General features: G+C 58.8%; 7 protein-coding genes and 1 pseudogene. 5 read left to right on the forward strand and 3 right to left on the reverse strand.

The genetic code is table 11. The features are described 5' to 3' along the window. Nucleotide 1: 1 nt before the first annotated feature. Nucleotides 2–190, reverse strand: coding sequence for a hypothetical protein (locus tag FJ425_RS17595; protein WP_064993304.1), 189 nt, complete (start codon nt 188–190; stop codon nt 2–4). Between the two features lie 141 nt (nt 191–331). Here FJ425_RS17595 and FJ425_RS17600 point away from each other — a divergent pair, with 141 nt between their 5' ends. Continuing rightward, a complete protein-coding gene (locus tag FJ425_RS17600) occupies nt 332–1,978 on the forward strand; it encodes an MFS transporter (protein WP_064993354.1) in 1,647 nt (548 codons plus the stop codon). Between the two features lie 171 nt (nt 1,979–2,149). Here the strand turns inward: FJ425_RS17600 and FJ425_RS17605 are convergent, their stop codons facing one another. After that, entirely contained in the window at nt 2,150–6,214 is a 4,065-nt protein-coding gene (locus FJ425_RS17605; protein WP_084015682.1) for a helix-turn-helix transcriptional regulator, read from the reverse strand. A gap of 98 nt (nt 6,215–6,312) precedes the next feature. Here FJ425_RS17605 and FJ425_RS17610 point away from each other — a divergent pair, with 98 nt between their 5' ends. Then, a complete protein-coding gene (locus FJ425_RS17610; RefSeq protein ID WP_084015684.1) occupies nt 6,313–6,912 on the forward strand; it encodes a type IV toxin-antitoxin system AbiEi family antitoxin domain-containing protein in 600 nt (199 codons plus the stop codon). Nucleotides 6,913–6,941: 29 nt separating this feature from the next. Here the strand turns inward: FJ425_RS17610 and FJ425_RS32040 are convergent, their stop codons facing one another. Beyond that, entirely contained in the window at nt 6,942–7,427 is a 486-nt protein-coding gene (locus tag FJ425_RS32040) for a hypothetical protein (RefSeq protein WP_064993306.1), read from the reverse strand. On the opposite strand from FJ425_RS32040, the pseudogene FJ425_RS17620 reads away from it, so the two are divergent. The 3 genes and pseudogenes from FJ425_RS17620 to FJ425_RS17630 all read left to right on the forward strand — a co-directional run. Beyond that, nucleotides 7,342–8,047, forward strand: a pseudogene (locus FJ425_RS17620) (porin); the annotation flags it as partial. The gene FJ425_RS32040 and the pseudogene FJ425_RS17620 overlap by 86 nt on opposite strands. Nucleotides 8,048–9,020: 973 nt before the next feature. Beyond that, nucleotides 9,021–9,773 (forward strand): carbonic anhydrase, encoded by a 753-nt coding sequence (locus tag FJ425_RS17625; protein ID WP_064993307.1) that lies wholly within the window; start codon nt 9,021–9,023, stop codon nt 9,771–9,773. A 167-nt stretch (nt 9,774–9,940) separates the two neighbouring features. Then, nucleotides 9,941–12,376 (forward strand): ATP-binding protein, encoded by a 2,436-nt coding sequence (locus tag FJ425_RS17630; protein ID WP_064993308.1) that lies wholly within the window; start codon nt 9,941–9,943, stop codon nt 12,374–12,376. Nucleotides 12,377–12,460: the final 84 nt, after the last annotated feature.

A 12,460-nucleotide genomic window follows, 5' to 3' on the forward strand; every position in this document is an offset into this window, starting at 1 on the left:
GTCATGCACAGGATCCGTCACCGATGACACGAACGAACGGGCGCACGAAAAAATGGTCGCCGACAAGCTTCATGGGCGCTGGCGTGGTCAGGCCAGAGCGATCAAAGTTGCAGATGATTCTGTCGATCAGCACGATCGGCAATGCTGTCTTTCGAAGGTTGTCGGCGCCAGCATGGGAGAGCGGAGCCAACAGAGTTCATCACCCCTCCTCACCTCGACGAAGTCGTCCTGGTCGATAAGTCCGGCCCTTCTGGTCCATAGATCAATATTGTAGCGGCAGCACCGGCAGCCGAGAATTGAACAAGCGGCCCCTCGAAGGCATCAAATGATCATGCAGTCCGAAAACAATACCCATCTGCCTGCCTCAGCAACGCTCGCTCCCTTTCGAAACCCGGTGTTTCGCTCGATCTGGACCGCCACACAAATATCCAGCCTCGGTTGGCTCGTGCAAACGGTGGCCATCAGCTGGCTGATGGCCACGATTTCCGCTTCGGACCTGATGGTTGCGCTGGTGCAGGCTGCATCCACCTTGCCGGTGTTCCTCCTCTCAATCGTTGCCGGAGCCATTGCCGACAACTTCAGCCGCCGATGGGTGATGTTTGCGGGGCACTGCCTGATAGCATTGGCTTCAACGACGCTGATGATATCCGTGGGTCTGGGATTTGCCGGTCCATGGCTAATTCTTGCATTGGGTTTCCTGGCTGGCTGCGGCTTTGCCTTGAATGATCCGGCCTGGCACGCATCTGTTGGCGATATCCTTCACAAAAGGGACATCCCGGCCGCGGTCACCCTCATGTCCGTAGGATACAACATTGTACGCAGCGTTGGTCCGGCTTTGGGGGGCGTGGTCCTGGCATTTCTTGGACCGCTTGCCGCTTTCGCCTTGGCAGCGCTGAGTGATCTGGCGCCGCTAACCGCGATATGGCGCACACGATGGAAGGTTCGCACTTCCCCTCTCCCTCGTGAACGCATGACGATGGCAATTCATGACGGAGTGCGCTTCACTGTGATGTCCCTGGAGATCAGGGCAGCGATTGCCCGTGCAACCCTTTTCGGCCTGGCAAGCATCTCCATCCTTGCATTGCTGCCTCTATTTGTCCGGGACCAGCTGAAGAGCGGCCCGATCATCTACGGCATCTTGCTGGCCGGCTTCGGGATGGGTGCTTTCATTGCGGGCATGAGCAATAGCTTTCTAAGGCGGATGACGTCTCAAAACAGGCTGGTGTCCTTCGCCTCTGTCGCTTGTGCGGCATGTTGCCTTTCGCTTGCACTCACATCATCGGTCCCCGTGGCGGTCGTTTCGCTGGCACTCGGCGGCGCGGGTTGGCTCATCACCTGGACTGGGATCGACGTGTCGGTGCAACTGGCAAGCCCCAGATGGGTGGTCGGCCGGACACTGTCGATCTACTACGCCTTGAGCGCAGGCGGGATGGCGGCTGGCAGCTGGATCTGGGGTACTGTCGCACAGAACTACTCCTTAGGCTGGGCTTTGGAGGGCGCCGCCGGCGCTCTGTTGCTGGTTGCGGCTGCGGGAATGCTGTTACCGGTCGGTCCATGGGAGGAAACGGATCAGGAAAGTTCGGATTTTCGCCCGCCGGAGCTGGCACTCGACTTGAAGCCCAGAAGTGGACCCATAGTGGTCAAGGTGGAGTATCGGATACCCGAAGAGAACATCGAGACCTTTCTGGGCTACATGCGCGCCAGGCGGCATGTTCAGAGCCGTGCCGGTGCGCGAAACTGGACACTGCAGCGAAATCTTCAAACGCCTTCGATTTGGACAGAGACATTCCGCACGCCGACCTGGATGGACTTTCTTCGCCTGAATCATCGGCTCACGGCAGCGGATAAGGAAATCGGTGACCATCTCCTGTCACTGCACGATGGGGAGGATCCTCCTCACACAGTGCTTTCCATTGAACGCACGACTGAGGCCGCGCGTACCCGTTCCCCAACACTCTTTTCTCGCCCTCCGAGGTGACGTGACCACGCGTCGAGCATTGGGGTCTGGCCTTTGGCGCTTCTGGCGGACCGAGAGACCTACTTTGCTGCAAAAGCTCCGAATTCCGCGCGGCCAACCAGAAGCTCGGCATACAGCAGTTCGCGTGTGAAACAGCATTGGCCACACGATCCCAGGCCCGAAACCCAGCAGTCATTCCCAGTCCAGTCGCTCGGAACTCTGATCGTGGCGATGTGCTTGAGCCTCATAATTGTCCGCTAGCGTGTCGAGAGCCTTGGCCGTATGCGGATGGTCGAAAGAGATCGCATTCGACCATCCGCGGTATTTAGCGGCTTCCTTCCGTTCCAGCTCCCCACCGTCGCGCGGCGATCGCATTGTTACGCCACGTCGGTTCATCTTACCGGTCAAAAAGCCATTGATCATTGGTTTGCTGCGGAAAAGATCGATTGCGTCGCGGACCGCTTCGGCCGGCCAGTTGCCGTCTGCTCCAAAAGGAGAGGCAGCCAAAACGTTGCCAATGCGACTGTCGGCGATATCTTCTCGGCCGGCGGTCTTAGCGAGCGATCGAGCTTCCTTGATCCACCCCTCAAGAGCAACGTTATCGATCGTCCCATCATCTTTTGTACCGGGAAGCCGATCCCATTCCTCAAGAAGTCGGTAGGCCTGGGTGGCGATGGCGCGTGCTCGCTCGGGATCCTGCGGCTCAACGTCGACGACACCGCTTTCCTCGCTCGCCTTGAATACCGCGCTGAGTATTTGGACAAAGAAGGATGGCTGCTCCGACAGCGCCTTCATAAGCACCTTGGGCGGACGGCGCGAGCGAGTCAAAATCGGTAGATAGGCCCACTCGACCTTGACCAATGCATTGCTGTCGACGTCATCACGTTTGTCAAGCACCTGGAGGATTTCGGCGACGTAGTGCTGGAACATCGTCGCTTCGTTCCTGTCGCCCTCGCTCTCGAACGGCTGTCGGACGGCCTCAAGTAGCACCTCGATGAGAAGATCTGAGAGCAGATCAGTTCGGCTGTCGCGTGCCGCGAGCGGCAGAGCGTGACGCGCGCGACCAACGGAGATGAGTTTGCGGATCGCGAAACCGACCTCGTCACGGTCGTCGCTCATCCAGAACACCGGCGTCTGACGCCAATACGTTTCTTCGATTTCAGCGCCAGCGCTGGTAGCCTGGTCCCAAGTCCAACGCCGCCCAGGAAGCGCGCGCAGGATCGTAAGCAATGCGGTGTCGCCCCAAGAGCGACTGGTTGCCTTAGCGATCAACTCAGCTGCCCATGGCTCCTTTCGCTCTGCAAAGGCAGAGACGATCAGGCCGTGGGCAAGAGCACGCTCATGCGCATCTTCGCTTCGAATTGCCGACTCCAACAGCGCTTCGAGATCGGGTTCGGAGAGACCGCCAGCAAAGAGCGCCTTGCCGATGTATCCCGCTGTGCCAACCTTGCGGGAGAGCGCGAGGATGGCTGGAATGCCGTCTTTGGAGAACAGGGCGTGTGCGGCATCTTTCCTCGCTAGATCGACCTCACGCTCATTCGTCTTCCAACCTTCGGCCGAAGGCCGTGGCAAGCCCGCATCTTGTTCAAAGAGCCATGCCACGCGCTCTATTGGATCAGCGGGTGCGAAGCGCTCGTAAATCGCCTCAAGTCGGTCGAGCACTTGACTCGGCATGGACCATTCGGCGTCTGGAAATTGCCGATGGTGATGGAGGACACGGCGCATGGCGGCCCATATTGCTGCGCGGTCAATCTGCTTAGTAATCCTCGGCTCAGCCGCCTCCAGTGTAGAGAACCCACCTTCCGTGTCCGGTGAAAGGTCAGCGAATCGGTCGAGCAGCGCGGTCCACCTGGCGGCATCGAGGCCGACGTCGACGAGCACACGCTCCGTGATCGCCACAGCTCCGCGCCCGATGGTGGCCCATGTAGCCACCTCGACTTCATCGACGGTAAAATCACGCCACAGCGGCATCGGCGACGGGATGGAGGTGTCGTGCCCCTGCGGTAGCAGGCTCAACATGAGTTTCCAGGCGGCGTCTCGCTCGTGCTTGCGAATGAGGTCGAGCGCCCGAAGCCGCAGGTCGAGCGTCGCATAGGTTTGGGGCAGCCAGAGAAGATGAATCGCGCGGAGACTGTTGGCCGGTCGGTTCGCGTATTGCCCGGGCGGGTTGTCGATGGCGTCCAGCCGAGCCAGGACATGGGTCACTTTCGGCATGAGCTCTGGCGACCAGGCCAGGGACTCGAGCGCCCACAAAAGATCCGACAAATGCTCTGCCCCAAAGACACCTTCCCCGTCTCTGCCGAATAGGGCGCGGATTGGCGGGTCGTTCAGATCAAGGCTATCCTCGATGGCCCGAAGAAAGGCGCTCGGTGAGGCCTCGGCCAACAATCGGAAGTCTCGAGATAGGGACCACCATCTCTGTTTGGTGGCATTCGCCAGCAGCTTCGCGACAATATGATCAGCACGGCGTGCGGCGTCCGGTATCGTCTTAATCTCCTCGCCCCACAGAGCAAGCAGGATCAGTACTTGTCCGATCCCATGGCGCAACATTCCCGAATAGTCGCGCTGGACGCCGCGAACACTCGCCATCCAGCGCTCGTCTGGGTCCATCTCGAACCGCGGATCTACGGAGCCGAGGACAGCATGGGCTGCAGCCTCGAAGCGCTTGATGTCGACCCCTGTCAAATGCCGCGCAAGCAGGAACCATGCATCTTGCGGCGAAGCGATACGCCAGGTCGAGCCGATCTTTTGCAGTGGGCTGTCAAATCTTCCGACGTAAGGCATCAGATCGCGGGCGATTGCGTCATATGGTTCGTCAGCGAGCTCTGCAAGGCGTGCCTTATCCGCCTCTGCGTCCTCATCCCAGCCGCCCGCGAGAAGTGCTGCCAACAATGCTTGAGGCGGCCTAACCTCCGCCCACTGTGGCCGTCGCCCCGGCGCGCTGGGAATAAGGCGACGCAGGACAGCCAAATTGCGTGCGCTGTCGCGCGCGTATGCCTCGGCACGAGGTTGCGCAATGCCAGCGGCAACCAGAGCGCTAGCGATCCCCTCGCGCGACGGTCGCGGTAGGGCACGGACGTCACCTCGGGAGATCGGCCGCTCGTCATAGGCTTGCAGGACATAGTGGCCGCGTCCCGCCAGCGCGTGCGCGATGCCGGGGTCTGGTTCAGTCATGACGACAATCAGAGGACCTGGCGCGTTTGCCAATGCTCGCGCCGCCGCAGCGGTCGTCGCCACCAGGCATCGGGCCTTGTAAGCGGCCTTCACTTCGTCCGGGAGCATCGCAAGTGTTGCGTAAAAGAACGACACGACCTCATCTGTGGTCGTAGCTTGGAGCGAGAAAACGGATGGCTTGCTGCGAAGCCAGCGGAGAAGGTCAGCTGCTTCCTCGTCACGATCACTTAGGACCAACTCCTCGGTCAGGGGCCACTTCGCAGCGAGCGACCACTCTTCCCAGACTTCCTCGAGCTCTCGAGTGTCCTCCGGTCGCTTCCCCAGGCGAACCGCCAACCACAGCCCAACCACCGGTGTTTGTTCGATCCAGTGGACAAGGTCGTCGGCGTCATAAACACGAACGTTTGCCCAAGGCCCTTCCGCCTCTCGGGCCTTTGCCCATTTATCCTTGCCGGGCCAGTGGCGGGGAGTGACGAACACAAAGCTAGCATTGGCTGGATCGAACGGCGCCGGCTCGTCGGTTCGCTTCCGGTAATCCTCGGTCACCTTTCTTTCGATGTCGCGACGCTGGCTTCCGATCTCCCAACCAGCCTCACCTTTCGGCACGTAAGAGTTTCCTGTGTCCGTGTAGGTCTGTCCGTCCCAGCCCGGATGCTGGACCCCTTCGTCAGCTGGAAAGCGGAGGTGAACTGCGGTGCCGGCGGTAGCGCGTATCAGATGTGAAACAAGGGTTGGCATGCTCAGCACGCCTTCTGTTCGGTTTGCCCAGACCGAAAGATCTTCCGCATCCACCCAGCGGATAGGTGCGCCTGCTCGCTCGGACGGGGTGATATTCGGGATAGCTGGTCCGATTACCGCACCCGTCGGCAGGAAACGGATGCCGGCATTTTCGAGCGCCGTACGAATTGCTTGGGCATTGTTGGCGACGGGGATACGTTGACCCCGCTCGAAATCCGCAACGGTAGAGGTCGCCACGCCGGCTTGCTTGGCCAAGTCGTGCTGGGACCACGCCAAAAGAGCCCGGGCGGCCCGGACGTGCTTTGGGGTAAGATCAAGCGGGGAAACCTGTTGCGCCATGGTCATATGAAATATATGACATCAGTTGAGTTTTCCCAACTGTTCTTTTCTGTCGACAAATCTAAATTTTTGCCGACAATAGATAACAAATGCCTCGAAATCGTATGACCCACCGTGAGACCGCCCTGAATCTCGTTCGAGATCGCGGCATCGTGCGTGCGCGCGACTTTACGGCGGCCGGCATCCCGCTGGTCTATCTCAGGCGCCTTACCGAGGCCGGTGATATCGTACGTCTCAGGCGCGGTCTATACCAGCATCCCGAGCGAATGGGCGAAGACACCGATCATGATCTGGCAGAAGCGGCACGTATTGTGCCGAACGGCGTGGTCAGCCTCATCAGCGCGCTTCGTCACCACGGTTTGACGACCCAGCTTCCGCACGCGGTGTGGATGACGATACCACACAAGGCAAGGACGCCGCACACTCCAGGCCTGCGTCTGGAGATTGTTCGGGCGACCTGCGAAGTCCTGGCATCCGGAGTCGAGTTCATCCGCGTCGAAGGCGTCGATGTAGCGATCTATGGCGTCGCAAAAACGGTTGCCGATTGCTTCAAGCATCGCCGTCATGTTGGCGAAGACGTCGCAGTCGAGGCGCTCCGCGACGCTCTGCAACAACGAAAGACCATAGCGAGTGAGCTGATGAAGTACGCGGTCATTGATCGAGTGACCGCCCGGATCGAGCCCTATATCAAGGCCGTACAATGATGGCTAAGGTTCTCAAGAATCCTGCCGCCTCAATAAGAGACCGCCTTCTTCAGCACTCTAGGCAACAGGGTGACGACTATCAGCGCATCCTGACGCGGTATGCGATCGAACGCTTGCTTTTCCGCCTCAGTATGACCGAAGCGTCCGAGCGCTATGTACTCAAGGGCGCAATGCTGTTCGTGACCTGGCCCGAATACGTCTTCAGGCCAACCGGCGATCTTGACCTGCTCGGCCAAGGCGACCCTGACCCCGGCGCCATTCACGACCTCTTCACCCGGATTTGCCAGGTCGAAGCTCCCGACGAAGGCATCGTCTTCGATGCGGCCTCCCTGACAGTCGATCCCGTGCGCGAAGGAAAATACCAAGGCGTTCGCCTGAACCTGAAGGGTTGGCCGAACAGCCTTCAACAGCGGCGCCAAGTTGACTTCCGCCTGGATCCAGCTTGGTGGCCTGCGTGTCGGGAAGGACGACTCGGCCTTCGACACGTTTGCCGGATACTCCGGGAACGTCTTCAATAATGCACTCGTTGCGTATTGGCGATTTCGACACCAACGTAGCTCAGTACTATCTGGATTCCGACAATGGGTTTTCAGCTCTGGTTTCACTTGAATAAGGGGCGGGTGAGGTCGGTTCTCTTGACGGCCATGTTCCCCACGTCGTCTTAGGCGTGAGACAGACACAGGCTGGCGGAGCGATCACCGGCGTCATCGCTCGTGACAGCAACTACAACGCTTTGGCTGGCAAGGTCCGCATCGACCTCAACGTCACAGATGATTGTCGTTATTCGGTATGTTCGGCTACGGCTCCCTTGGCAATCCCAACGACGACCCAAGCAGGGCGATCGCCGCTCAGGGTCGCGGCTTCTACAAGAATGGAGCGGCGACTGGGCTTTGTGGGTAGGGGCCACTTACAGGTTTCGACGAGAAAACGTCGTTGAACCTCCAGGTCTCAGGCGATCAGCTCAGCAACTGCGGACTGGCTGCAATTCGCCTATATGGCCATTCCAGGGTTCACAATCAGGGCCGAAGTCGATTATGCCCACTACGCCAAGCTCACTCCCGTCGCCTCGAACCCGGCTAACGTCGGCAAAGCGGACAGGCTCGGCGGCGTTCTGCGATTCCAAAGCTCGTTCTAACGGAATGAATTTGAACGGCGGCGCCCGACGGGTGCCTCGCTGTCTGGCCTTTCAAGATGTCGTCCCGCATGATCATGCCCGGACTCCGTTGCTGGGCTTCAGAACCTGCTCAGCGAGACTCCCAAGCTCGGTAACTCAACAGCTGGTCCGCGACATCGCCGGTCGATCTGCATCTCTGTTGGGCTACTACCTGGCGATGAAGCTGCCGAATCGAGAGCACGCAAGGGCTGAGAACACCTAGACACTTCGTCCAGGCACTTGAACCTTCTTCAGTGGTTCAGGATGAGTTTCGGCGGGCGTCGTCGCAACATCAGTGAGAATTTTGTTCTGCTGGGCCGTCTTCAGGGCAACTCAATCTGAATCGCAGCCGACTGCCCAGGCTCGCAAGCCTTTGGTCCCGGAAGCCGTGACAGCATAAGGTCTAGCCAAATTTCGTGCCGCCTCGCCCAGTTCTCAGCCGCGTTGTTGTCGCCGGGAAATGGCCGACCCTCCTATCCGTAGCCGGCGTCCCAAGCAGCACCGCAAATTGGGCAATGGCAATGTATGCATCCACGTCATGGATGCTTCTTTATCTAAGCAATCGATTTCTCCGGCTGTCCGATGATGAATATGAAGCGTCAGTTGGCCTGGTGGGGCCATCGGAGTTGTTGCGTGGAATCGCTTACCCAGTGCGGCCCGGGTGCCGCCATCTTCGGTGGAGTTGCCAATGTGATCTGCAGCCGAACGGCAAACGGCGGTCGTGGAGACAATGAGCATGGATACAGCCGGCTAGCTGGGACTATCCTCTACCGGGGGAAAATAGCTGTCACAACCGCATGTGGCCGGCGAGCACGGCCGTGCGCGGGACCGTCGGTCGCCCTGAGGCCGCGATGGTGGCGTGCCGAACTGTTCGGCCCCTGTCGCCCACATCACAGCTGCGCCCGCAGTTCCCATGCCACGCCAAATTGAAGTGTTCAGTAGGAGCCACAGCAACATGCACCGTCGTAATCTGATCAAAGGTTTCGTTGCACTCGGCGCTTGTCCCATTTGCGCTGAAGCCGCGCGGGCGGCCAGCACCGAATGGGGATATGCCGGGCCGGTCGGCCCCGAACAATGGGGGCATCTGGACAAGACGAATTTGGTCTGCTCGGCGGGCATGCAGCAATCGCCGGTCGATATCAGGGGCGCGGTCAAAGCGGATATTCCGCACATCGCCATAGGTTGGCACAGGGGCGGCGGCAGAATGGTGAACAACGGCCACACCATTCAGATCAACCTGCCGCAAGGCAGCACGCTCACTCGGGGGGATCGTGTCTATGAGCTGCTACAGTTCCATTTCCATGCACCAAGCGAGCACCACGTCGCAGGTAAGAGTTTCCCGATGGAAGCGCATTTTGTCCATAAGGGCCGCAACAGCGATACTGTGGGTGTTCTGAGCGTGTTTCTGACGCCAGGCGCCACAAATGCCAGCTTTGCCCGGCTTGCTGCCGCATTTCCTGCAACGTCAGGCGAAGAGGCAGCCGTCGATGAAGTCGACCCGAACGAGCTTCTGCCGGCTTCGCTTGGCTACTGGACATATGAAGGATCTTTGACGACGCCGCCATGCACGGAAAACGTCGACTGGATGGTGGCGACGGAACCGGTTGATGTCGACCCAGCAGACATAGAGCGATTTACCTCGCTATATCCCGAAAACGCGCGCCCTATCCGCGCGCCCAATCGGCGCTTCATCCTGGGCCTAAGCTGACGCCCCGGCGTAAAAACCGCCTGCGCGTCATGTTGATCTGCTTTCAGAATCGTAAGGATGTGCTCCGCGTCGCGTAGGCGCTTTGGGAGCTCATTTCGCGCTGGAAGCGCACCAGGACCAAGTTCGGTAACGGTGTTAAGCCATTCTCATAAGGGGGAGAGGTAGGCGTGGCTTTCCTGTTCCAGCAGCATCCGGCCGCATACCGAGCCCATGAACTGGAATTCATGTCGGACCTTCGCAAGGGGTCCATCGCGGATCAAACGCCGTTTCCTTGGCTCAGTTCCGACAAAGCAATTATGATCGCCCTAGCCACCTCGATTGCGCTCTTGGTCGGGACGCAGGGCCAGCCCCCGCAGATCGATCACGCGATCCTAAGCCAGCTGCGAACGATTCAGATCAATGACGCATTGCTCCGGCGCGACGTCGCCCGCGCTGGGATGGATATGACATTGGACTACCGTTCGGTTGCTTCTATCGGGCAAGCGTTGCAAAAGACTCGTGTAAACTTGCAACGTTCTTTCGAGATTTCGTCCGATGAGAGATCAGAGCAATCCAGATTGCTCGCGCAGCTCATAGATTCGATCGAAAGCAAAAAGGCTGCCGTCTCAGTCTTGGTCGAACAAAATCAGCTCATGCAAAGCTGTCTTGCACAGCTAGCTCGCTCGATTGGCCGCCTTGGGGGAGCACCGTCGGGCATGGTTGAACTTTCGATGCTGATCGTGCTTTCGGCTGAACCGAGGCTCGTTCTGAGCAAGGCTGGAGCTGCCTTATCTTCTTCATGGAGGTTGGACGAAGCTGCCGATCAGATCGCATCTCCGGACACGTTCTCCAAGGCCGCCGAACTGGAGCGAGAGCATCTGGAGGGCTACAGCTTGGCCAGCGCGCACGCGCAGCGCATGCGACTTTTCCTCGGTTTGGTGTCCATATGCCTCTGCTTGTTTGCGATGATTCCGCCCTCCAGGCAGCCTCTGCGGACGAACCGGCTGAAAAGGCGGTTGGAGCTTGAAGAGGCAATGAGTGAGATCGAAACTCGCCTCAACGAAAGTAAAGCAAAGGACGCCTCGGCGCGCTTTTCCACCGAAGAAGCGCTCAGAGTCGTTCAACGCGTTTTCGATGCGGATCAATGCGCGCTCGCCCTAGTGGATCCGAGTCTCAGCAGGCATACCGAGTGCTTTGTGGCGAACACGTACACACCCGTCTGGAACGTGCCGCTTATTGATGAAGTCGTTTCACTTGTCCGCGCCGGACGGCCAGTGTTTCGCGTCGTTCGGACCGCCTTAGGGCTTTCCGGTGTTTGTCAAATTGTTGCCTGCAGGGCTTCCGATCAGCAGGTTGTGGTTTGCATCCTTGTTTTTGAAGGAGATCGCTCACTCCCCTCGGCAGACGACCTGCGGGTTCTTGCCAGCGCCATTGTGCGTTTGAGCAACCATCTTGAACTGCAACGTATAAATACGGAACGCGACCTTCTGGTGAGTCGATGGGAGCATGTGGAAAGGCTGAGGACCGTGGGCACGATCGCAAGCGGCGTTACACATGAGTTCAACAACATTTTAGGGGCAATAATCGGCTATTCAGAGATTGCCCAAAGCCTTGTGCGTCGCCCCTCCAGAATCCGTAATCACATCGACCAGATCATTTTAGCTGGACACCGAGCCAAGCTGATCGTCGACCAGATCCTGTCACTAAGCCGAAACCGACAGCGCGTGGCAGTGCCATTCAACGTCTCCGAAATTGTCATGGATCTTGCGCCATTGCTGCGGGTCACAGTTCGGTCGGATGTTCAGTTGAACTTCAAGATCAACGAGTGGCAAACGGTGGTCGAGGGCAGCCCAACCGAGATACAGCAGATCCTCATGAATCTATGCAAGAACGCGTCGGAGGCTGTCTTGAACGAGGGCCGTGTCGAGGTCAGCGTTTCTCGCGCTCAGGTGCGCCAAACCAAGCCGCTGGCTCAGGGCACCTTGAGACCTGGAGATTACGTTCTCCTCTCCATCAGCGACGATGGCCCGGGAATCGCAAGTTCGATACTTCCGCATGTCTTTGAGCCCTTTTTTACCACGCGCTCTGTCGTCGGCGGGACCGGGCTGGGTCTTGCTGCGGTTGACAGGCACGTGAGCGCGCTCGCAGGATGCCTTGATGTCACCTCGGCTGTTGGCCGAGGGACGCGGTTTGATATCTACCTACCGGCCTCCGACGAGGAGCCAGTCACCGCTGACATCGCTTTCGGTCGGTACGACGGACCACTTGGCAACGGAGAAATCGTTGCAGTCGTGGAGCCCGATCCAGCAGAGTTGGAGATCTACAGGGACCAGATCGCCGCGCTGGGTTATGAGCCGGTCGGCTTCGCGAACCTTGAAGGTCTTTGCGAGTGGACCGAAAGCGGGAAGGCAGCAGACCTGGTGATTTTAGGTAGAACGCCTTTCCTGGAGCGAGGACAGGCCGAATCCGTATGCCCCACCCTCATGACGGTGCCTGTCATAGTCGTCGGCCAAACCGACTCCATGCCGGTCATATCCGCTAATCAGGCCCTCGTCCTTTGGCTAGCGAAGCCGGTCTCATCCCGGACAATGGCGCATGCGGTTCGTACAATGATGATGGCATGATACCGCCGAATCGCTCAGCCTATCCAACCACTGCGAGAAGGCCCGTCAAAAAGATATCGAAGCAGAACAGAATAACGCGTCGAC

Source organism: Mesorhizobium sp. B2-7-2 (assembly GCF_006440775.1).
GTDB lineage: Bacteria > Pseudomonadota > Alphaproteobacteria > Rhizobiales > Rhizobiaceae > Mesorhizobium.